Genomic DNA, 22,719 nt, shown 5'->3' on the forward strand with positions numbered 1-22,719 from the left:
CATGAGCGGGAAGCCAACGATGATCCGCAAGACACTGGCCGCCGCGGCCGCGATCGGGCTTGCCGGGGCGCTGGCCGCAGTCCCCGGAGCGGCGCGCCCGCAGAAGGAGACCAGCCTTGCGCTGCGCGACACCTTCCCGATCGGCTCCAACGGGCTGTGCGAGGCCCAGATCCTCGCGCCGGAGCCCGGCGCCGGGCTGTTCGACCGGCGCTATTCGATCATCTGCCGCGATGCCGCGCTGCCGGTCGGCACGCTGTGGGTGGTCAAGCCCCGCGATGGCGGCGAGACCGGCCCCCGGCGCTTTGCCGGCACCGATGCGACCTGCAAGCCGGGCGGCGAGGGCGGGGCCGAGGTGCCGGGCCTGTCGGGGATGCAGCGGCTCGCCTGCGCGCGTGAGGGCAGCATCATCCGCAGCGACCTCTTGATCGGCACCCGCGGCGGGCGCACCTATGCCGCAAGCGGGCTCGGCGCCTATGCCAAGGCGCTCGAACTCGGGCTCGCCTCGCTCGCCAACGACAAGGTCATGCCCGGCACGGTCGAGATCCCGCTGACAAGCGCGACCGACGATCTCGCCTTCGCCCGCCAGCAGGCCGAGGCGATCGCGGCCGATCAGGCTCTGGTCGAGGCCTATCGCCGCAGCAATGCCGGCAACTTCGCCGAGGCCGCGGAGTTCTTCGCGGTGTCCTCGGCGGCCTTGGCCGGGACGGATGCGGCCGAGGCGCGGCTCAATTCCGCGCTCCAGCAATCCAATCTCGGCAACTTCGCCGAGGCGCGCCGCCTGTTCGCCGCTGTCCGCGCCGACAGCGCGGCAAGCCCCGTGCTCGCCCGCCTGCTGCGCAATTACGAGGCGATGGATGCGCTCAACCAGCGCAGGCCCGAGGCCGCGCTCGCGATCCTCGAGGCACCCGTCACCGCCAGCTTCACCGACGCCGAGGACCTGCGCCAGCTGCGCCTCGGCCGTCCGCTCGCCAACCAGCTCGCCAGCGAGAACGAGCGCATCACCGGTGCCTTCAGCACCACCCTCACTCCGCTCGAACGGGCACGGCTGCTGGACGGCCAGCACGCCTATCTCAAGGCCGCCACGCTGCGCCTGGTCGGGCGCGCGGGCGAGGCCGAGGCGCTGCTGCGCGAGGCCGAGGCGACCCTCGGCGCGGTGCGCGGCGGACGGGTGGTGTCGGTCGCCTGGCTGCGGGCGCAGATCCTCGGCGAACTGGCCGAGGTGGCCGAGGCCGCAGGCAACACCACCGAGGCCGAGAGCCTCCACCTTTCGGCGATCGGCCTGCTCGAGACCATCTACCCCGGCTCGCCCGCGCTCGGCAGCGCCCGCGCGCAGCTCGCCGGGCTCTATGCCCGCAGCGGCCGGCGCGATGATGCGCTGGGGATCTACCGCGCGATCATCGCCGAGGCCGAAGGGCGCGCGCTGCCTTCGCTGAGGGGCGTGATGACGCCCTATTTCGCGCTGCTCACCGACGGGGCCGCTGCCGACAGCGCCGCCGCCGCCGATCTCTTCGCCGCCAGCCAGCTGCTCCAGCGCCCCGGTCTTGCCCAGACCCAGGCCGCCCTCGCGCGCGAGCTTTCGGAAGGCTCGGACGAAGCGGCGCAGCTGTTCCGCACCGCCACCAACCTCGGCCGCGGGATCGAGCAGCTCAGGGTGTCGCTGATCGAGACCGAGAACCAGCCCGATGCCGCCACCCGCCTTGCCGCCCAGATTGCCGAACGCCGCGCGCGGCTGGCGCAGTTGCAGGAGCAGCAGGCCGAGGTGCTCGGCCGCCTCGCCGCCTATCCCCGTTACCGCGCGGTCACCGACAGCGCGATCACGCTGGGCGAGCTCCAGGCGATCCTCGGCGAGGGCGAGGCCTATGCCAAGCTCGTGACGCTCGATACCGATGCCTATGTCCTCTACGCCACCCGCGATGCCGCGCGGGCGTGGCGGGTCGATGCGACCCCTAAGCAGCTCGATGCGCTGGTGACCGGGATCCGCGAGAGCATCGCCGTGGTCGAGGGCGGGCAGGTGCTGACCTATCCCTTCGACATCGTGCGCGCCCGCGAACTCTATGTCCGCCTGTTCGGCCCCGTCGCCGAGGAACTGCCGCAGGTCCGCCATCTCGTGTTCGAGCCCGACGGGGCGCTGCTGAAGCTGCCGGTCAACCTGCTCGTCACCGACGATGCCAGCGTTGCCGCCTATCAGGCGCGCATGAAGCAGAAGAACGCCGACGAATACGACTTCCGCGGCACGAAATGGCTGGGGCGCGGCACGCAGGTGAGCACCTCGGTCGCCGCCGCGGCCTTCCGCGACGTGCGCCGCAGCCGCCCCTCGGACGGCAAGCGCGCCTATCTCGGGCTCGGCGAGAACGCGCCCATCGGAGAGGCGACCCCCGGCGCCGCGCGCACCCGGGCGGCGCTCGAGGGCGGTGACAAGTGCACCTGGTCGCCCGCGATCTGGGCCAACCCGATCAAGGCCGACGAATTGCGCGAGGCGGCCTCCCGCTTCGGGGCGGGCGCGCAGGTGCTGACCGGCGCGGCCTTCACCGACAGCGCGATCCGCACCCTCGACGACCTCGCCGAATACCGGATCCTGCACTTCGCCACCCACGGCCTCGTCACCGCGCCGCAGCCTGAATGTCCGCCGCGCCCGGCGCTGCTGACCAGCTTCGGCGCCGATGCCGGCGAGGAGGGGGGATCGGACGGCCTGCTCAGCTTCGCCGAGATCTTCGGCCTCAGGATCGATGCCGACCTCGTCATCCTCTCGGCCTGCGACACCGCCGGCAGCGCCACCGTCGGCGCGACCCGCGAGGCGGGGGTGACGAGCGGCGGCGAATTCGCGCTCGACGGGCTGGTGCGCGCCTTCGTGGGCGCGGGCGGGCGCACCGTGCTGGCGAGCCACTGGCCGGTGCCCGACGATTTCGACGCGACCGGGCGGCTCGTCTCCGGGCTGTTCGCCGAGGATGGCCGCGCCACCGCCGAGGCGCTCAAGGCCTCGCAGGTGTCGCTGATGGACGATGCCGAGACCTCCCATCCCTTCTACTGGTCGGCCTTCGCCGTCGTCGGCGACGGCGCGGCGCGCCTCGCGCGCTGAGCGCGGGCAGGCGGTCGCGGCATGGCGAGCGAGGACACCGGGTCCGCCGTCAGGCTCGGCTGGATCGCGCGCGGCTGGCGCAACGTGCGCGAGGCGGGCGGGGTGCAGCTGCTCGCCACGCTGGTGGTGCTCGCCGCGGCGCTGTTCATCGCCCGCTTCAGCTGGGTCCTGCCCGGCGGCGAGCCGACCCCGCTGACCAGCGAGGCCGAGCGCGCCTTCTATGACCTGCGTGCCTACTACGCTGCCGATCTCGCCCCGCAGGACCCGCGCATCGTGCTGGTGGTCTACACCGATCAGACCCTGATCAACGCCCGCAAGCGATCGCCGCTCGATCGCGGGATGCTGGCGCGCACCCTGCGCAATCTCGACGCGATGGGCGCCAAGGCGATCGGGATCGACATCCTGTTCGACCAGCCGCAGGACGAGGACGAGGATCTCGTCGCCACACTGCGCGGGATGCAGACCCCGGTCGCGGTGGCCTATGCCAACCTCGTCACCAACCGCGACGATATCGTCTACGAGCAGCAGCAATATCTCGAGGCTTTCCAGGCCCGGCTCGGGGGCAGCCGCGCGCGGCCCGCGAGCATCCGGCTCGACAACACCTTCGGCGCGACCCGGGTGTGGCCGACCATCGTGCCCGGGCTGCCGCCGCTGCTGGGCCGGGCGATGCTCGCCGATGCGGGCGAGGCCGTGCCGGCCTTCGAGGGTTACCATGGCGCGATCGACTACCGCCGGGCGCAGTTTGTCGACGAGCCGCTGTTCGCCTCGCTCCAGATCGATCTCCTCGCCGATCCCGACCCGGAAGTGCTGCCCTTCCTCGCCGAGCAGATCAGGGGCAAATACGTCCTGATTGGCGGCGACATCGTCGATTACGACCGGGTCGAGACGACCTTCACCTCGATCAACGGCGAAGTGCCCGCAGGGATCGCGGTCCATGCCGAGATCATCGCCCAGATGCTCGACAACCGGATGCTCGCGCCGATCCCGCCCTGGGTGCTGTGGGCGATGGCGGTGCTGGTGGTGCTGTCGGCGGCGCTGACGGCGCTGCTCGAATGGCCCGCGCGGCGGCTCGCCCCGCTGCTGGCGCTGCTGCTGGTCGTCTTCATCGGGGTTCCGATCGCGCTCCAGTTCCGCAATGTCGACACCCACGGGCTGCCGGCCTTCGGCTGGCTGGTGGGCTGGATCATGGCCTTCACCGCCGTTACCGCCGCCGCGCGCGCATCGGGCGCGGTGCAGCGCAACTTCGCGACCGGCGCGCTCGGCAAGTACATCCCGCGCGACATCGCCCAGGCGATCATCGACAGGCCCGAACTCCTCTCGCTCGGCGGCGAGAAGCGCGCGATCTTCGTGCTGTTCAGCGACCTCGAGGGCTTCACCAAGATGAGCCATGCGATCGCGCCGGAGATGGTGGCGAAGCTGCTCAACCGCTATCTCGACCTGCTCAGCCAGGTCGTGCTCGACCACGGGGGCGTGATCGACAAGTTCGTGGGCGATGCGGTGGTGGCCTTCTGGGGCGCGCCGATCAGCCGCCCCGACGATGGCGAGCGGGCGGCGCGCGCGGGCTATGCCATGTGGCAGGCGGGCGAGGCCTTCCGCGCCGAGGTCGCCGCACAGGACCCGGCGCTCCCGCCGATCGGAAAGACCCGCGTGGGCCTTCACTACGGCGAGGCGGTGATCGGCAATTTCGGCGGGGCGACCCGCATCCAGTATACTGCGCTCGGCGACTCGATGAACACCGCCGCACGGCTCGAGGCGGCCAACAAGGCGCTGGATTCGGCCGTCATGGCGAGCCGCGAATTCGCCGAGGCCTCGGGGCTGGGCTGGTGGCGGGAGATGGGCCGCGTGGTCCTGCGCGGCCGGGCACGCCCGGTCGACCTGTTCGAGCCCGCGCCGGAGTTTCCGGACAAGGATCGCGCCCGCCTCAGCGAAGCGAGCGCGCTGGCCGCGAGCGATCCCGCCGCCGCCCTGCGCCTCGCCGAGGCGGTGGCGGCGCGCCACCCCGACGATACGGCGCTGGGCAATCTTGTCCGGCGCATGGCAGCATTGGACGAAGGAGGAACCTATGTTCTCGGATAGACTGAAGGCCCGGATCGGCGCACTCGCGCTGGCGGGTGCGGCGCTGGCCCTGCCGCTGGCGGCGATGGCAGGCGTCGTGGTGAAATCCACCGGCCCCTCTGCAACCCGCTATCCGGTCGGCACCAAGCTCGATGACGATGCCTCGATCACGCTCAAGGCCGGCGACGTGGTGACCGTGCTCACCGCCGACGGGACACGCGTGATCCGGGGGGCGGGCACCTTCCGCGTCGGCGACCGCCCCAAGGTCGCGGCAGACCGCTTCGCCTCGCTCACCCGCAAGCGCGCCGCCACCCGCGTGCGGACCGGGGCGGTGCGGGGCGAGGCGGAGGAGAACCCGACCAATCCGAGCCTGTGGTATGTCGATGTGACGCGCTCGGGCACGATCTGCCTCTACGACCTTGCGACCGTGCGCCTGTGGCGTCCCGGGACGGAAGGGACGAGCACCTATGCCATCGCCGACCACGCCGGAACGGCGCAGGCCGAGGTCACCTTCGACGACACCGTGACGGTCGCCGCGCTCGATCCGGCGCGCCTGCCGGTCACCGAGCAGGGCCATTACATGATCACCGCCCCCGACGGCTCGACCACCGCACATGTCAACTTCGTGCTGCTGGCGGAAGATTACGAAGCGCCCGACGCGCTTGCCGAGGCGCTGATCGCCAAGGGGTGCACGGTGCAGCTCGAGGCGCTCGCATCGAGCCTCGAGGCTTCGGCGCAGGACGCCGGCGGGTGAGCGCGGGCCTGGTCTTTGCCCTTGCATCGCAACGCCAAGCTTGTGACAAGAGGCAGGGGTCGGCCTGACGGGGGAATCGGCGAACGGACGGCTATTCGTGACGCAGGGCTACAAGCACGGCGCGGGGGCGCAATGCTAGGTTGGCCGACAGTCGAAGCCGTTCGGTCTGCGGACATCTCGGGGGGGATGGGATGAGGCGATTTTGGGCGATGTGTGTCGCGGGCGTGCCGGCAAGGCGCGCCGCCTTGCGGGCTGCGGCGGTGCTGGCGCTCGCGGCGCTCTATCCTGCGTCCGGCGCGATCGGGAACGGCACCTTTGAAGGCGTTGCAAGCTGCGCGGGCTCGACCTGTCACGGCCGGGCCGAGGGCAATGGCGCGGTCGTCCGGCAGGACGAGATCGCGACCTGGCAGGAGCCTTCCTCGCCCTCCGGCGCGCACAGCCGCGCCTATGCGGTCCTCGGCGGGCGGCGCGGCCAGCAGATCGCCGCGAGCCTCGGCCTCGGCAATGCGCAGAGCGCACCCGCCTGCCTCGGCTGCCATTCGACCTATGCGCCCGCGGGCCAGCGCGGGGCGAAGTTCACGCTGACCGACGGGGTGGGCTGCGAAAGCTGCCACGGGCCCTCGGGCGGCACCTGGCTGGCGGAGCACTATGCCTTGCCGGCGACCCATGCCTCGAACATCGCTGCGGGCCTGACGCCGCTCGATAACCCCAAGGCACGGGCGGGCGTGTGCCTCGATTGCCATTACGGGTCGAGCAAACCGGGCCAGTTCGTCACCCATGCGATGATGGCCGCCGGCCACCCGCGCGTGTCCTTCGAGCTCGACCTGTTCAGCGCCCTCCAGCAGCACCACACCGTCGATGCCGACTACACCCGCCGCAAGTCCGCGCCCAGCGGGCCGCGCTTCTGGGCGGTGGGGCAGGCCGAGGCGGTGCGGCGCGCGGGCCAGCTCTTCGCCCAGCCGAAATTCGCCTTCGAGGGCGCCTTCCCGCAGTTCTATTTCTACGACTGCCACTCCTGCCACCGCACCATCACCGATGGCCCGCAGAGGAAGCTCACCTTCGAGACCAACCCCGCGCGGCCCATCCCCTTCGGCAACCCGCCGTTCAACGACGAGAACATCATCATGCTCCAGGCCGTGGCCGGCGCGCTGGTGCCGGGCGAGGCGGGGGCGTTCGAGGCCGCCGCGCGCAACTTCCACCGGGCAATGGGGCAGGGCCCCGCGGAGGCCCGCGCCGCTGCACAGGCATTGTCGGTCCGTGCGGGGGTCTTGGCCGATTCGTTGTCGGCCCGTTCCTATGCCGATGCCGACGCTTTCCGGGTGATCGCGATCATCGCGGGCGAGGCCACCGCGCCGCGCTTCACCGACTATGCCGGTTCGGTGCAGGCGGTGATGGCGGTCGACACGCTGCTCAATTCCCTCGTGCGCGAGGGGCGGGTGACGCAGGGCGCGGCGGCCGGCATCCGCGGCGACATCGCCCGCGCCTACAAGGCGGTCGAGGCGCCCGAAGCCTATCGCCCGGCCGATTTCCGCGCCGCGCTGAAGGCGGCCGCCGGCGCGATCGGCAGGCTCTCCTGACGATGCGCTGGCGGGGGGGCATATCGCTGCTGGGCGCCGGGGCGCTGGTGCTCGCCTCCTGCGGGGGCGGCGGGTCGTCGACCAGCGGCGGCGCGACCGGTGCGCCCGGACCGACGCCGACCCCGACGCCTCCGCCAAGCGGGCAGGTCTTCGCTGTCCCCGCCGCCGAGAGCCTCTCGGGCGCGGAAGTCGGCACGATCATCGCCCAGGCCGCCGCAGAAGCCCGCGCGCGCGGCGCTGCGGCGACCATCGCCGTGACCGACCGGGTGGGCAACGTCCTTGCCGTCTTCGCCATGCCGGGCGCCGCGCCGACCGCGCGCATCCCCTCGGCCCGCGATGGCAGCAACCAGGACGCCCAGGGCCTCACGATCCCCAGCGCGGGTGCCGCGATCGCCAAGGCGATCACCGGCGCCTATCTCTCGAGCGGCGGCAACGCCTTCTCGAGCCGCACCGCGAGCTTCATCGTGCAGGAGCATTTCCCGCCCGCGCCGACCACAGCGGGGCTGGAAAGCGGTCCGCTGTTCGGGGTGCAGTTCAGCCAGCTGCCCTGCTCCGACCTCGCCGCCCGCGCCTCCGATGGGCTGATCGGGCCGAAGCGTTCGCCGCTGGGCCTTGCCGCAGACCCGGGCGGCTTCCCGCTCTACCAGAACGGCGTGGTCGTGGGCGGCATCGGGGTGATCGCCGACGGCACCTACGGCTTCGACCCCAACGTGCTCGATCGCGACAACGATCTCGACGAGGCGATCGCGCTCGCCGGCACGGTCGGCTTCGAGGCGCCGGTCGGGATCCGTGCCGACCGCATCACCGCCGACGGTACGAGCCTGCGCTACACCGACATCGAATATCCCCAGATCGGCAATGTCGCGGGCGCAAGCTTCGCCGCGACGGCGGGTGTGCTGGTGCCGGTCGCGGGCTATTACAGCGGCGCCGGCCTGCTCGCGGGCGCGACCTACGGGACCGAGGCCTCGGGCGTGCGCGCCTCGACGGCTGCCGAGTTCGCCAACCGCGATGCCTTCGTCCTGTCGAACGGGGCGGGGGCGAACCGCTACCCGTTGCGCGGGGGCACCGACGCGGGCGACCTGGCCGCGCCGCTGACCGCCGCCGAGGCCCGCGCGATCCTCGAGGAAGCCTTCACCGTCATGAGCCGCGCGCGGGCGCAGATCCGCCAGCCGCTCGATAGCCGTGCGCAAGTGACGATCAGCCTCGTCGACACCCGCGGCGCGGTGCTCGGCATCGTGCGCTCGCCCGATGCGCCGATCTTCGGGATCGACGTGTCGTTGCAGAAGGCGCGCACCGCCAATTTCTTCTCCGGCCGCTTCGCCGCCGCAGAGCTGCTCGCGGCGGGCGGAGAGGTGCCGCAGTTCGTCGCCCGCACGCGCAGCTTCCTCGGCGATGCCAATGCGCTCACCGGCGCCTTCGCCTTTTCCGACCGTGCGGGCGGCAACCTGTCGCGGCCCTATTTTCCCGACGGCGAGGTCGGCCAGCCCAATGGACCGCTGTCGCGCCCGATCCAGCAGTTCAGCCCCTTCTCGACCGGGCTGCAATCGGCGCTGGTGGTGGGCAATCTCGCGCAGCACCTCGCCTTCGTGACGGGCGCGGCCGCGCAGGACACCCCGCGCGCCTGCACCGGGCTGCCGCAGGTCACGGCCGGGACGACGCGGCTCGCCAACGGCATCCAGATCTTCCCCGGCTCCGTGCCGGTCTATCGCGGCAATGTGCTGGTCGGCGGGATCGGCGTGTCGGGCGACGGGATCGACCAGGACGACATGATCAGCTTCCTCGGCCTCCACAATGCCGGCGCGCGGGTCGGAGGCGGGATCGGCAATGCGCCGCCCGCGATCCGGTCCGACCGGATCGTGGTGCAGGTCGGCAGCCGCCAGGTGCGGCTGCGCTACGTCAATTGCCCCTTCGCGCCGTTCCTCGACACGGCCGCGCAGAACGTGTGCGAGGGGCTCTAGGTGGGCGCGTTGCTGCCCCTGCTGGTCCTCCTGCAGGCGCCGCCGCCCGAGGAGATGCAGCCGCCGCCCGCGCCCCCGGGGGAGGAGGCACCGCGCGACTGGGAGCAGGAGGCGCCGCCGGTCGATCCGCAGATCATCGAGGGCCGCCAGCGCCCCGGCTACACCGCGCCCCTGCCCGAGCGGATCGAGCAGACCAACGAAGGCGCGGTGCGCGCGCCGCCGCCCGAGGCCTTCCCCAAGGACCAGCTTCCCATTCCCGACCGCTGGCGGCTGATCGAAAGCCTCGGCCTCGTGCGCGAGAACCTGTTCGATCCCTACAACCAGAACACCTACAAGGGCGACCGGCCGATCAACCGCGCCAAGGTGCCGTGGCTGCCGATCAAGGGGGACGACTGGTTCTTCGTCGCCAACCTGATTTCAGATTCTGTCTACGAACCGCGCACCTTCCCGATCCCCGTGGGTGTCCAGACCACCGAGGATCCGGACCGCAACGACGTGTTCGGGAACGATTTCAGCCAGGTCTTCAGCCAGACCTTCATCGCCGGTTTCGCGCTGCTGAAAGGTTCGACCACCTTCAAGCCGCCGACGATCGAATACCGCGTCACGCTGGCCTACAACGTCAACTACGTCGACGTGCCCGAGCGGCGGGTGCTGTTCGTCGAGCCTTCGCGCCCCTCGCACCGGCTCGACCAGTTCCTCGGGGTGCAGGAAGCCTTCGTCGATTACCACTTCAGCCAGTTCGACAACGACCGTTTCGACTTCATTTCGATCCGCGCCGGGATCCAGCCTTTCCAGTCGGATTTCCGCGGCTTCCTGTTCAACGATCAGCAGCTTGGCGTGCGCCTGTTCGGATCGCGCGACAACAACCGCTTCCAATTCAATCTCGGCGCCTTCTGGCGGCTGGAGAAGGACACCAACTCGGGCCTCAACGCGATCCTGCGGTCCCCGCGCGACGATTTCGTCTTCGTTGCCAATGCCTATCGCCAGGACTTCCTGATCCCGGCGCTGACCAGCCAGTTCACCGTGGTCTACAACATGAACCGCGAGGCCGATGACATCCAGATCGACACCAACGGCTTCCCGGTGCGCCCTGCGCTGCTCGGCACGCTCAGGGGCCGCGAATACGATGTCGTCTACCTCGGCTACAACATGGACGGCCGCGTGGGCCGGGTGAACCTCACGGGCAGTTTCTACTGGGCGCTGGGCGAGGACCGGAACTCGTTCTTCACCGACCGTCCGGCCGACATCAACGCGCAGTTCGCGGCGCTCGAAGCCAGCTACGACCGCAACTGGATGCGCTTCCGCCTCTCGGCCGCCTATGCCAGCGGGGACAGCGATCCCTATGACGACACCGAGGGCGGGTTCGACGCGATCTTCGAGAACCCGGTCTTCGCAGGGGCCGACACATCCTACTGGATCCGCCAGACCATCCCCTTCGCGGGCGGCGGGCGCGCGATCTCGGTCAACGGGCGCAACGGCCTGCTCAATTCGCTGCGTTCCTCGAAGGAGCAGGGGCAGAGCAATTTCAACAATCCCGGCCTGATCCTCGCGGGGGTCGGCGCGGATTTCGACCTGACGCCGCAGTTCCGCCTTTCCGCCAACGCCAACCACCTGTGGTTCGAGGACACCTCGACCTTGCAGGTGCTGCGCAACGAGGGCTCGATCCCGAAGGAGATCGGCTTCGACCTTTCGGCTGCGGCGATCTGGCGGCCCAAGGCCAACCAGAACATCGTCTTCCGCCTTTCCGCCGCCACGCTGCTGGCGGGCGACGGCTTCAAGGACCTGTTCACCGCGCGCGGCGGCGGACAGGAATTCGTCTCGGTGCTTGCCAACGTGGTGCTGACCTACTGATGCTTACGATCGGCCGAACCTTCACCCGCCATGTCGCGCTGCTGGCAGCGGCGCTGGTGCTTGCCATCGGCCTGTTCGCCGGTGTCCCGATGGCCGCCGACAAGGAGAAGCCGGTCAAGCGCGACTACAGCCGCGTCATCGCCCCGCCAGCGCCCCAGCGGCAATCGGTGGCGGAGATGGAGGCCAAGTCGGAAGGTTGCCTCACCTGCCATATCAAGACCGACGCGCCGACGATGCATGTGAGCCCGGCGGTGCGGCTGGGTTGCACCGATTGCCACGGCGGCGACACGGCGGTGCGCGGCAATTCCGAGCTTCCGCACGATCATCCCGACTATGTCGCCGCGCGCGACAAGGCGCACGTGCTGCCCAAGTATCCCAAGTCCTGGCACTTCCCGTCCTCGGCCAACCCCCAGCGGTCCTATGCGCTGCTGAACCAGGAAAGCCCCGAGTTCGTGAAGTTCATCAATCCCAGCGACTACCGCGTGGCACGCGAGGCCTGCGGAGCGTGCCACATCCAGGCGATCGAGGCGGCGGAACGCTCGATCATGGCGACGGGCGCGATGCTGTGGGGCGGGGCGAGCTACAACAACGGCATCCTGCCCTTCAAGAACTACCTCCTCGGCGAAGCCTACACGCGCGAGGGCGACGCTGCGAAGATCGTCACTCCGGGCGCGGGGCCGGGCGGCAAGCTCTCGGAGGATCAGGTCGCGCGCGGGGTGCTCGCGGAGATGTATCCGCTGCCCACTTGGCACGTGATCCCGCCGGGCGACGTGTTCCGCGTGTTCGAGCGCGGCGGACGCACGATCAACTCGCAGTTCCCGGAAATCGGCCTGCCCAACCCCTCGGGCTCGATCCAGCGCCTCGAGGAGCCCGGGCGGCCCGATCTCAAGCAGTCGAACCGCGGCCCCGGCACGGGCCTGCGTGTGGCGATCCCGGCGCTCAACATCCACAAGACCCGCCTCAACGATCCCTTCACCTGGTTCATGGGCACCAACGACCAGCCGGGCGACTACCGCCATTCGGGCTGCGCGTCCTGCCACGTGGTCTATGCCAACGACCGCGAGCCGCGCCACTCGCTGACCTATGCGCAATACGGGCGCGACGGGCAGTCGATAACGATCGATCCCACCATCGCCGCCAAGATCGAACATGCCGCGGGCTATGGCGAAAAGAAGAAGGGCGGGCACGGTGCGGTCAAGGAACCGGGCCATCACGAGGCCGATGACGGCCACGGGCACGGTGCGGGCAAGGAGGCCGGCAAGCGCGCCGACGACAGCCTCACCGTGGGCGGGCGGAAGAAGGAGAGCGGTCACCCGCTCCAGCACGTCTTCACCCGCGCCATCCCGACCAGCCAGTGCATGAACTGCCACATGCACCAGCCGAACATCTTCCTGAACTCCTTCCTCGGCTACACCATGTGGGACTACGAAAGCGACGCGCCCCACATGTGGCCGGAGAAGCAGAAGTATCCGACCGCCGAGGAGGTGCGTGCCGTCACCGACCGCAACCCCGAGGGCGCGGCGCCGCGCGGCAGGTGGGCCGACGTGGATTTCCTGCGCAACGTCTACGACCTCAACCCCAAGCTCAGGGACACCCAGTTCGCCGACTACCACGGCCACGGCTGGAACTTCCGCGCGATCTTCAAGCGCGACCGGGAGGGCAACCTGCTCGATGCCGAGGGCAAGATCGTCGATCCCGACGATCCGGAGAAGTGGCGCAAGAACGGCGAGGGCAAGTTCGTCCCCGCTGGGGTCAACCCGGGCAAGGCGGTCCACATGATGGACATCCACGCCGAAAAGGGGATGCAGTGCGCCGATTGCCACTTCGAGCAGGACAGCCACGGCAACGGCCTCATCTATGGCGAGGTCGCCAACGCGATCGAGATTACCTGCAAGGACTGCCACGGCACGCCCGACGCCTACCCGACCCTGCGCACCAGCGGTCCCGCCGCCCCGCCCGAGGGCCACAACCTCGCCCTGCTGCGCAACCCCGACGGCAAGCGCCGCTTCGAGTGGCTGGAGGGCGCGGACGGCCGCCGCAAGCTGGTCCAACGCTCGATCGTCGACCCGAACCTCGAATGGGAGATGAGCCTCGTCAAGGACACGGTCGATCCGGCGACGCCAACCTTCAACGCCAAGGCCGCGCGGGCGAAGCTTGTCAGCCGCTACGGGGCCGAAACGGGCAACTTCGAATTCGGCATCGGCATTGCCGAAAACGACCGCGCGCACCGCGATCCGGAGATGGCGTGCTTCACCTGCCACCTCTCGTGGACGACCTCCTGCGGCGGCTGCCACCTTCCCATCGAGGCCAACTGGAAGACCAAGATCCACCGCTACGAGGGCGGCGAGACGCGGAACTTCGCCACCTACAACCCACAGGTCGCGCGCGACGAGATGTTCCAGCTCGGCAAGCATCAGACCACCAAGGGCAACCAGGTCGCGCCGGTGCGCTCGTCCTCCGCGCTGGTGCTGTCCTCGACCAACATCAACCGCGAGCGCATCTACGTGCAGCAGCCCCCGATTTCGGCCATCGGGTTCTCGTCACAGGCTTTCGCGCCGCACTTCCCGCACACCGTGCGCCTGACCGAGACCAAGACCTGTACCGACTGCCACCTCAGCGCCAAGGACGACAACAACGCCATCATGGCGCAGCTCCTTCTGCTGGGCACCAACTACGTCAACTTCGTCGGCCTCAACGCATGGACCGGCCTGGAAGGCGGCTTCCAGGCGACCCGCGTGACCGAATATGACGAGCCGCAGGCGGTGATCGGTTCCTACCTCCACCGCTATGCCTATCCCGATTACTGGGGGCTCCACGTCGAGCAGAACGGGCGCGAGCTGAAGAACTGGGTGCGGGGCAAGACCTTCGACAAGAAGTTGTCGGGCGAGACCCACCCGCTCGAGGAATTCGTCAACGTCCACGAAGGCACCAGCGACCGGGTCGGCTGCCTCCAGCTGCGCGGCGAATACATGTTCGTCGCTGCCGGCAAGGGCGGCTTCACCGCATATGACGTTGCCAGCATCGCCAACAAGGGCACCTCGGAACGCATCCTCAAGGGGCCGTTCTCCGCCTTGGGACATGACACGAACGTGAAGACCACCAACGCCACCTGCATGGCGCTCGCCACCAACCAGCCGATCGCGCCGACCCGCAACACCGAAAAGATGCGGGAAATGAACCAGGAGCAGGCCTTCCTGCCGATCTACAACTACGCCGCTGTCACCGATGCGGTGGAGGGTCTGATCCTCGTCAACGTGAACACGCTCGCCGACGGCGAATTCCGCAACAACCAGCTGCGTCGCAAGACCTACGCCGATGGTTCGACCGCGTGGAACCCGGGCGGGGTGCTCAAGGGCGCGCGGCATATCGTGCTGGCGGGCGAGGTCGCCTACATCACCGCCGACAAGGGGTTGGTAGTTGTCGACCTGTCCGACCCCGATACGCCCAAAATCGCGGCGGTGCGCGAGCTTCGCGATGCTCGGGCGAGTGCAGTGCAGTTCCGCTATCTGTGGGTCACCGATGCCGAGGGGGTGAAGCTGTTCGATGTCACGTCCCTGCGCAATCCGGTTGCGGTGCCCGAGGCCACGGTGCCGCTCGCCGATGCGCGCCGGCTCTATGTTGCGCGCACCTACGCCTATGTCGCCGCCAAGGCCGAGGGGCTCGTCATCCTCGACGTCAAGAACCCGCGGGCCCCCCGTGTGCACCAGAAGGTCTCGCTGGGCGGGGCTCTCACCGATGCCGAAGACGTCATCGTCGCCACCACCAACGCCTCGCTGTTCGCCTATGTCGCCGACGGGCGGAACGGGATGAAGGTGCTGCAACTCACCAGCCCCGACAGCCAGCGCAATTTCTACGGCTTCAGCCCTGCGCCCGTGCCCGAGCTGATCGCATGGGCGAAGACCCCGACCCCCGCGATCGCCCTCAGCAAGGGCCTGGACCGCGACCGCGCGGTGGACGAGACCGGCGGGCAGATGGCGGTGTTCGGCCGCCTCGGCTCGCGGCCCTTCACGAGGCCCGAGATGGAGCGCCTGTTCATGACCCGCAGCGGCGTGCCGTGGAAGGTTTCCGACGAGGTCGACATGAAGCGCTGGGTCGGTGTGGCCCCGGTGGGAGCGCGACGGGCGAGCGCACGGTAGGGCCTCGCTTCGTCCTTGCGAGGAGCCGAAGGCGACGCGGCAATCCACGGCCCCGTCGCACCGTGTTGTAACGGGATTCCATGGATTGCTTCGCTTCGCTCGCAATGACGAGGCAGGCGAACTTACTCCCGCTCTGCGAACATGCCCTCGATCATCGGTTGCAGGCCGGCATGGAAGCGGGCCAGCACCTGCCAGTCGCCGACCCGCTCGAAATGCGAAACGAGGCTCTGCCCGTCCCAGCGGTGGAGCGCGTAGGTCGGCGGCTCGGTGGTGATGAGCTCGCGGTTGTCGGGCACATTCTGGTCGATGGGGTTGAGGTCCATCGCCACCAGCGGCGCGACCGAGGGTGTCACCCCCAGCGGGATGCCGGCAAAGCGCGTGGTGATCTGGCGGTGCAGGTGCCCGCAGTGGATCGCCAGCACCTGTGACTGGCCCTCGAGCACCGCGCGAAGGCGCGTGATCCAGCCCTCGTCCGGCGCAGGGTCCATCCAGTCGATCCCGGCGACCACCGGCGGGTGGTGCATGAAGATCAGGGTCGGCGTCTCGGGCCCCTCGGCAAGCCGCGCCGCCAGCCATTGCGCGCGCCCCTCGCAGAAGGCGCCGCCGTGGCGGCCATCCTCGAGCGTGTCGAGGCAGATGATCCTGAGTCCCAGCGGCGCTTCGACCACGTAATGCAGGAAGCCGCCTTCGGCCGGGACCACCTGCGGGAATGCGCCGAGCAGGCCTTCGCGGCTGTCGTGGTTGCCGACCATCGGCACGATCGGGAAAGGGCAGGCTTCCAGCAGCTCGGCGGTCTTGGCGAAGCTCTCGGCATCGCCGTGATCGGTGATGTCGCCGGACAGGACCAGCATGTCGGGGCGGTTCGGACCCTCGATTAGCCGCGCGAGGGTCGCGCGGAAGCGGGTGAGGTTCAGCTCCTCGGGCTTTTCGTCGGGGGCGAAGCCGACATGGATGTCGGTCATCTGTGCGATCAGCACGGCGCGCGGTGGTGCGGCTTTGTCCCCCATCCCTATTTCCTAGCCTCCCCGACCAGCGCCGCAACCTTCGTCTTGCCGGGTGGCGGCGGCGGGATCGGCTTGTAATGCGGCGCGGGGCCCTTGGGAGACCATTGCCCGGCGGGCAGGTGATAGGCGTGGCACATCGCGCAGTCGGAGGGGACGATTTTCTTCGTCTTCACTGCAGCGGCGCCGAGGTGGCATTCGCGGCAGCTCTTGAGATCGGGCATCAGCAGGTCGCTCGCCGTCCGCGAGGTGTCGGCGGCGTGGCAATCGGTGCATTCCTGCTTCTTGTGCGCCTCGTGGTTGAAGAAGCTGCCGGTGAGGAAGCGGTCGGGCAGGTTGACCGGCATGAGATCGGCCTGACCGTTCGGGCCGGTGGTGGGCAGGTGGCACTCGGTGCACACTCCGCCGACGGAAAGCGCGTTCGACAGGCCGATATAGGCGCGCACCGGCCGGCCGAAATCGGCGCGGTAGGGCGAGGCGCTGCCCTGCTGCCCCGGACGCGCGCGGGCCGGCGCAAGCCGTGAGCGCGGGCCGGACGAGATCCGCGCGAGATCCTCGGCCAGATCCTTCACGTCGCCGTGGCGCAGCTTGCTGAAGCCGCCCGCCGCGGTGCGTCCGGAGACGAGGCTGTGGCACCCCTCGCAGGCGTCCTCCATCTTCACCTCGGTGAACGACATCCGGTCGGCGGTGAGCGTGTGGCAGTCGCTGCACTCGAGCGGCTTGCCGTATTGCCCGAGGCTCACCGCCATGCGCGCCGCGCCGCCGCGCGGGTTCATGTGGACATCGTGCGGGAAGACGAGGCCCGAGCGTTCGACCGGCTTCGTCCCCGGGGCCGCACGCACCGGCTTTGCCGCGCCAAAGCTGGCGAAATAGACCGGGCGCAGCTGCGGGTGGTCCTTGCCGAAATCGTGGGCGTTGGCGAGGTCGGTGTCGGTGAGGCGCGTGCCCAGATCCTTGTGGCAATCGCCGCAGAAGGCCTCGGAGCCGGCGGGCGCGCGCACCGGGCCCTCGTGTTCCGAGTGGCAGGACACGCAGCCGAGCGGGCCTTCCTTGCCGAAGCCCTCCGCAATCTTCCATTGCAGCGCATCGCCATCGGAGAGCGGCGCCATCCCCTTGGCGAGGCGCGGCATCGGCGCGTGATCGCCGATATCCTTGTGGCACGAGACGCAGGTTTCGTCCTGCACGCTCTCGAAGGCGGCGACGTGGCAGCTCTCGCAATTGTCGGCGAGCGTGTGGTGCTTGAGCGAAAGCTCGCCGCTCGACCAGGCGCTGTCGAGCAGCACTGTGCCCGGCGTCCGCCCCGTCGGATCGGGCTTGGCGGGTGCGCGCAGCAGGTGACTCGCCACGGGGACCATCAGCAGCAGGACGAGGATCGCCGAAGCGAAGACCCAGCTCATCGCCCGCTTGCCGGGGAGCACGCTGGCGAGGGTGAAACCGCGCAGGGCGTCGCTCCTGCCTTCCTCGGCGGCGACCTGCCTGATGGTGACGCTGACCGAGCCGTCGCCCTCGCGCGCGACCGCCAGCCGCGCCGCGCCGAGCGCGATCTCGCCGCCGGTGCGCGGATCGACCGTGCCATCGGTGACGCTGCGTCCGTCGAGCCCGAAGCCGAGCGTGCCGAGCGCGCTCACCGCGAGCGTGCCGTCCGCCGCGGTGTCGATCCGCAGGTGATGCTGCTCGACCGCGAGATCGGGCAGGTGGATGTCGTTCTCCGCTGCGCGGCCGACAGTGAGGCTGTCCTGCGCGAGCGTCCGGTCGCGCACGATCTCGCGGCCGGCGGCGGTGAAGTCGATGGTGCGGATCAGGAAAGCCATCGTCCGCCCCTCACCAGTAGTAGAACACACTGATCACATGCGCGGCGAGCGCGGCGATCAGGGCGATGGTGAGCGGGATGTGGACGAAGAGCCAGACCTCGAGCAAAGCGCGGATGCGCAGGGCGCCGCGGATCTGGGCGAGCTGCTCGCGGCGCTTCTCGAGCAGGGCGACGACGCGGGCCTCCGCCTCCGATCCGGTCCCCATGCCCCTGATGGCGCGGGCCGTTGCGCAGCCGGGATAGCTCCCCGTGAGCCGCGCCAGCGCACCTCCGTAGAAGACGTCCTGGCCAAGCGCGTCGATCACCAGATCGGCCTCGGCCCTCGCCAGCGGCTGGGCGGCGCTTTCGAGTTGGCGGTCGATCGCGGTCAGCGCCTCGAGCATCTGCGCGCGCGTCATCTCCTTGCGGTTGGCCGAGAGGCTGGCGGGGAGCGTGGCATAGACCACCACGCCGTAGATGCCGGTCGCGATCACCAGCAGCATCAGCACGTAGGCGAGGGTGTGGACGTTCCATCCGATCTGGAATCCGGTGTGGAGCGTGGCGACGACGATCAGCGACAGGCCGAGATAGACATGGGCGGATGTCCATGCCTTGAGGCTCCAGGCGCCCGGGTTGATGCGGCGCTTCCTCACGCCGAGGAGCGAAAGCCACAGGATCAGCCCCAGCCCGATGGTGCCGAGGGTGTAGCCGTACCACGAGCCGCCATTGGGGCGCGGCTGCTGGTCGATCATCAGGTAGCCGGCGATGCTCGCCCCGCTCAGCGCCAGCGCGATCCACAGCCAGCGGAAGCCCTTGTGCCTGAGAAAGCTGACGTGATCGGAATCGCGGCGCTTCTCGTCCTGCGAGAACCGCCCCGTGCCGCCGGTCGCCGTCTTCGCGCGCGTCGCCATCACTCGGCGTCCTCGGCGAGCTTGGTGAAGGTCAGGAACTTGTCGGGGGCAACGCGGATCGCCGCGCCGGTCGGGCAGGCGCGCACGCAGGCGGGGCCGCCGTCGATGCCGGAGCACATGTCGCACTTGATCGCGAGCTTGGCCTTCGCGGTGCCCTCCTTCTCGGCGGCCTTCTTGCGCCAGGAATAGGGGGCTTCGCCGGGGCCCGGGCCCTTGCCGAACAGCATCCATTCGAGGAGGCTCGGCTTTTTCGGCGGCTTCGCGTCCATCCGGATCACGCCGTAGGGGCAGTTCCTCTGGCAATTGCCGCAGCCGATGCAGGTCTCGTCGATGAAGACCTCGCCGTCCGGCCCGCGCTTGATCGCGTTGGGCGGACAATCGGCCATGCAGTGCGGGTGCTCGCAGTGGCGGCACGAGGTCGGCACGTGGAGGTGGGCGTAGGTCCGCCCCGCCTCGCGGTCGAGGCGCGACAGCCCGTCATGGCTGTCGGCGCAGGCCTTCTCGCAATTGTCGCAGCCGATGCACAGCTTCTCGTCGATCAGCAGCACGTCGGTCGCCTCGCCGATGCCGTTGTCGACGAGGAACTGCGCGGTCTGCGAATAGAGATCGACCGCGCCGGAGAACTCGTCCTTGCGGCTTTCGATGAATTCATTGGTGGCGCGGCGGCCCGCCATGTCCTTCAAGGCGCGATCGCGCAGTGCTGGCCGCTTGTCCATCAACGCGAGGAAACCCTCGCCCGGCAGGCGGATCACCTCGGACTTGATCGCCGCCTTGACGGTGGCGGTGCGCGCCGAGCCGTCGATCACCGCCATCTCCCCGAAATAGCTGCCGGCGGGGAGGTAGGAGAGGAACACCGGCTTGCCGCCGATTTCCTTCTCGACGATCATCGAGCCGCGTCGGATGATGAAGATGTCCTTGTCGTCCGCGCCCTCGGTGACGACCACCTCGCCCGCGCGCTTCTCCTCGACCCGCGCGGCCTCGACCAGCGGAGCGACATCCTCGCGGGTCAGGCCCGATCCGAACATCTGGAGCAGCTGGCGTTCGATCGAGATGCGCTGGATCGCCGCCTTGGCGCTGGGCACCTGCGATTGCAGTTTCAGCGCGGCGAGGCGGGAGATCTCGACGACGATGGTGTCCTCGGCCGCCCGGATAGTGGCGCCGCGGCGGCGGCCCGAGATGAGGCCGACCTCGCCGAAGATCGAACCCGACTCGATCGGGATGGTGATCGAGGGATCGGCGGGGTTCACCTCCACCGCCACCGACCCACTGGCGATCCCGAACAGCGAGGAGCCCGGCGCGTTGCGCTCGAAGATCACCTCGCCGGGACCGTAGAACTTGGCCTCGCTGTCGAGCATGAACTCGCGCATCTGGAGCGGGTTCATGCCGTTGAGGATCGAGACGTTTGCCCGCAGGAACTCGAGCCATTCCTCGGTGGGGCGGTTGCCGGGGAGGCCCGCGAACTTGGCAGCGATGATCGGTTCGTCCGCAGGCTTCAGGTCGGTGTTGCCATTGATGAACTCGATGACGTCGTGGCCCTGGTTCATGCAGTGCTTGATCAGCGGATAGCCCGCCAGCGCGCCGATCACGAAGATGCCGGGCGCGGTCGATTCGAACACCGGCGACAGGCGCGGGAAGGCGCCGCGGTCCTCGCTGGTGAACTCGATCCCGCATTCCTCGACGAAGGCGCGGGGTGGAGCGGAGCCGATGCGGGCGATGATCCGGTCGCAGGGGATGCGGATCTCGCCGTCGCGGGTGGCGAGCGTGATCCAGCCGGGCTCGATCGCCTTGGTCTCGCTCTCGGTGCGCACCGTCAGCTTGCCCGCCTCGTGATCGGCCATCAGCGCGCTGACGTTGGCCGCCTTGGCGGTCGGGAATTCGGTGCCGCGGTTGAGGATCGAGACGGTGTTCCTCTGCGCCGGGTCCTCGGCAAGGCCGCGCGCGTTCTCGATCCCCGCGTCGCCCGTGCCGACGATCACGATATGCTCGTCGACATATTCGGTGGGGTCATCGAGCTGGTACTGGACGTGCGGCAGGTCCGCGCCGGGGCATCGCATGAGGTTCGGATTACCCTGGGTGCCGATGGCGAGGATGACGTTCTCCGCCATCACCGTCTCGCCGCTCGTCAGCTCGATGGCATAGGGCGGGGCGTGGCGCTGGAGCTCGCGCACGGTCTTCGACCCGTCCCGCGCACGGGTGACGATCTGCTGCACGGAGCCCGGGATCGCATCGCCGGTGCCCCGGATCGCCTTGGCCTCGGCGTGGTATTTGACGTTGACCTTGTGACCGGCGATCTGCTCGTCCCAGACGCCGAGGATCGTCTCGCGTTTGCCCGCCTCGAAATCGATGTCGGAGCGCAGCACCAGGTTGCTGGGCGTCGCCATGACGTGCTTGCCCTTCTGGTACTTGTAGATCGTGTCGGAGAGGTGGTCGGTCTTCTCGAGCAGGACGTGATCGAGGCCGAGTGCGGCCGCGCGGGCAGCCGCGCTCAGGCCCGCCGGGCCCGAACCGATGATCGCGACCTTGAACATCCCGCTCACCTATCCTCCCCCCTTCGGATAGATCGCTCCCCTGAGGCATCACCATACCCAAAACGCGACCCGATGCCAGAGCGAATTGCCCCGGTTTGCCTGCGGTGCTAGCGCTCGCGGCATGGCATCAGGGGATCAGACGCCCGGGGGCGGATCATCGAAGGCGGGCTGGCTGCTGCTCGGCGGCGCAATGCTGCTGGCGGCAGGCTCGATTGGTTACAATGTCTACGAGGGCGGGGGCGGCAGCAGTGCGCCCGAGGCTGCTGCTGACGGTGAGCCCTCGATCGAACAGCTGCAGGCCGCCGCCGAGGCTTCGACGAACGATGCCGGGCCGTGGAGCGACCTCGCCTTCGCGCACTTCCAGAAGGGCGAGTTCGATGCCGCCGCCGTGGCCTACCGCCGCGCGCTCGCTATCGCGCCGGAGGAGGCGGTGCTGTGGTCGGCACTCGGCGAGACGCTGGTTATGGCGAGCAAGCGCGACCCGCTCCCGCCCGAGGCTCTCGCGGCTTTCGAGAAGGCGCTGTCCTTCGACCCGCAGGACCCGCGCGCGCGCTATTTCATGGCGGCCAAGAAGGACATCGACAAGGATCACGAGGGCGCCATCGCCGCGTGGCTCGATCTGCTCGCCGACAGCCCGCAGGGCGCCCCGTGGGAGGCCGATCTAGTGCGCACCATCGAGCAGGTCGGGCAGATGAACGGCATCGAAGTCGCCCCGCGCATCGCCAAGGCGCAGGGCGAACGCAAGCCCGCGCTGGTCGCGCCGGGATCGGGCAGCGTGGCGGGGGAGGCAGCATCCTCCAGCCTGCGCGGCCCGAGCGCGGCTGACGTCGCGGCGGCGAGCGCCATGAAGCCTTCCGAACAGCGTCAGATGGCCGAGGGCATGGTCGCCCAGCTCGAGGCGCGGCTTCAGAAGGAGCCGAAAAATCTCGATGGCTGGGTCATGCTGATGCGCAGCCGCATGACGCTTGGCGAACCCGCCAAGGCGAAGGCTGCGCTCGATGCGGCGGTGAAGGCGAACCCCGGCGCGGCGGCGCAGCTGCGCGAACAGGCGGCCGCGCTCGGCGTCCCCTGACCCCGCGCCTT

The 22,719-nt window shown here is 69.4% G+C and carries 12 protein-coding genes; 8 read left to right on the plus strand and 4 right to left on the minus strand.

Translation table 11 applies throughout. From position 1 onward, the window contains the following. Nucleotide 1: 1 nt before the first annotated feature. The 7 genes from CBR61_RS05925 to CBR61_RS05955 all read left to right on the plus strand — a co-directional run bounded on the left by CBR61_RS05925 (nt 2) and on the right by CBR61_RS05955 (nt 15,407). Nucleotides 2-3,076, plus strand: a complete 3,075-nt coding sequence (locus CBR61_RS05925) for a CHAT domain-containing protein (protein ID WP_088913534.1) — start codon at nt 2-4, stop codon at nt 3,074-3,076. 21 nt (nt 3,077-3,097) lie between these two features. Beyond that, a complete protein-coding gene (locus tag CBR61_RS05930; RefSeq protein WP_088913535.1) occupies nt 3,098-5,152 on the plus strand; it encodes an adenylate/guanylate cyclase domain-containing protein in 2,055 nt (684 codons plus the stop codon). Further along, complete coding sequence (locus CBR61_RS05935) at nt 5,139-5,885, plus strand: hypothetical protein (RefSeq protein WP_088913536.1); 747 nt, start codon at nt 5,139-5,141, stop codon at nt 5,883-5,885. The genes CBR61_RS05930 and CBR61_RS05935 overlap by 14 nt, the downstream gene beginning before the upstream one ends. 191 nt (nt 5,886-6,076) lie before the next feature. Beyond that, on the plus strand, nt 6,077-7,462 hold the full coding sequence (locus CBR61_RS05940) for a cytochrome c family protein (protein WP_233996880.1): 1,386 nt from the start codon (nt 6,077-6,079) through the stop codon (nt 7,460-7,462). A gap of 2 nt (nt 7,463-7,464) precedes the next feature. Continuing rightward, on the plus strand, nt 7,465-9,420 hold the full coding sequence (locus CBR61_RS05945; RefSeq protein WP_088913538.1) for a heme-binding protein: 1,956 nt from the start codon (nt 7,465-7,467) through the stop codon (nt 9,418-9,420). Between the two features lie 54 nt (nt 9,421-9,474). Next, entirely contained in the window at nt 9,475-11,271 is a 1,797-nt protein-coding gene (locus CBR61_RS05950) for a hypothetical protein (RefSeq protein ID WP_088915480.1), read from the plus strand. Further along, on the plus strand, nt 11,271-15,407 hold the full coding sequence (locus CBR61_RS05955; RefSeq protein ID WP_088913539.1) for an LVIVD repeat-containing protein: 4,137 nt from the start codon (nt 11,271-11,273) through the stop codon (nt 15,405-15,407). The genes CBR61_RS05950 and CBR61_RS05955 overlap by 1 nt, the downstream gene beginning before the upstream one ends. Nucleotides 15,408-15,529: 122 nt before the next feature. Here CBR61_RS05955 and CBR61_RS05960 read toward each other — a convergent pair whose 3' ends face one another. From CBR61_RS05960 to CBR61_RS05975, 4 genes are read right to left on the minus strand one after another with little or no spacing between them, the layout of a single operon-like run. Continuing rightward, a complete protein-coding gene (locus tag CBR61_RS05960; protein WP_233996882.1) occupies nt 15,530-16,414 on the minus strand; it encodes a phosphodiesterase in 885 nt (294 codons plus the stop codon). A 2-nt stretch (nt 16,415-16,416) separates the two neighbouring features. After that, complete coding sequence (locus CBR61_RS05965) at nt 16,417-18,219, minus strand: cytochrome c3 family protein (protein ID WP_088913540.1); 1,803 nt, start codon at nt 18,217-18,219, stop codon at nt 16,417-16,419. A 10-nt stretch (nt 18,220-18,229) separates the two neighbouring features. Beyond that, the gene (locus CBR61_RS05970) at nt 18,230-19,108 is read right to left on the minus strand and encodes a hypothetical protein (protein ID WP_088913541.1); all 879 of its coding nucleotides are present in this window, start codon (nt 19,106-19,108) and stop codon (nt 18,230-18,232) included. After that, a complete protein-coding gene (locus CBR61_RS05975; RefSeq protein ID WP_088913542.1) occupies nt 19,108-21,636 on the minus strand; it encodes a cyclic nucleotide-binding domain-containing protein in 2,529 nt (842 codons plus the stop codon). The genes CBR61_RS05970 and CBR61_RS05975 overlap by 1 nt, the downstream gene beginning before the upstream one ends. A 121-nt stretch (nt 21,637-21,757) precedes the next feature. Here CBR61_RS05975 and CBR61_RS05980 point away from each other — a divergent pair, with 121 nt between their 5' ends. Continuing rightward, a complete protein-coding gene (locus tag CBR61_RS05980) occupies nt 21,758-22,708 on the plus strand; it encodes a tetratricopeptide repeat protein (protein ID WP_088913543.1) in 951 nt (316 codons plus the stop codon). Nucleotides 22,709-22,719: the final 11 nt, after the last annotated feature.

This window comes from Porphyrobacter sp. CACIAM 03H1, from assembly GCF_002215495.1.
Lineage (GTDB): Bacteria > Pseudomonadota > Alphaproteobacteria > Sphingomonadales > Sphingomonadaceae > Erythrobacter.

Excerpts from the sequence above, each read along its gene's own strand:
- CBR61_RS05925 (WP_088913534.1), top strand. The coding sequence starts at position 2 with ATGAGCGGGAAGCCAACGATGATCCGCAAGACACTGGCCGCCGCGGCC.
- CBR61_RS05930 (WP_088913535.1), top strand. The coding sequence starts at position 3,098 with ATGGCGAGCGAGGACACCGGGTCCGCCGTCAGGCTCGGCTGGATCGCG.
- CBR61_RS05935 (WP_088913536.1), top strand. The coding sequence starts at position 5,139 with ATGTTCTCGGATAGACTGAAGGCCCGGATCGGCGCACTCGCGCTGGCG.
- CBR61_RS05940 (WP_233996880.1), top strand. The coding sequence starts at position 6,077 with ATGAGGCGATTTTGGGCGATGTGTGTCGCGGGCGTGCCGGCAAGGCGC.
- CBR61_RS05945 (WP_088913538.1), top strand. The coding sequence starts at position 7,465 with ATGCGCTGGCGGGGGGGCATATCGCTGCTGGGCGCCGGGGCGCTGGTG.
- CBR61_RS05950 (WP_088915480.1), top strand. The coding sequence starts at position 9,475 with ATGCAGCCGCCGCCCGCGCCCCCGGGGGAGGAGGCACCGCGCGACTGG.
- CBR61_RS05955 (WP_088913539.1), top strand. The coding sequence starts at position 11,271 with ATGCTTACGATCGGCCGAACCTTCACCCGCCATGTCGCGCTGCTGGCA.
- CBR61_RS05960 (WP_233996882.1), bottom strand. The coding sequence starts at position 16,414 with ATGGGGGACAAAGCCGCACCACCGCGCGCCGTGCTGATCGCACAGATG.
- CBR61_RS05965 (WP_088913540.1), bottom strand. The coding sequence starts at position 18,219 with ATGGCTTTCCTGATCCGCACCATCGACTTCACCGCCGCCGGCCGCGAG.
- CBR61_RS05970 (WP_088913541.1), bottom strand. The coding sequence starts at position 19,108 with ATGGCGACGCGCGCGAAGACGGCGACCGGCGGCACGGGGCGGTTCTCG.
- CBR61_RS05975 (WP_088913542.1), bottom strand. The coding sequence starts at position 21,636 with ATGTTCAAGGTCGCGATCATCGGTTCGGGCCCGGCGGGCCTGAGCGCG.
- CBR61_RS05980 (WP_088913543.1), top strand. The coding sequence starts at position 21,758 with ATGGCATCAGGGGATCAGACGCCCGGGGGCGGATCATCGAAGGCGGGC.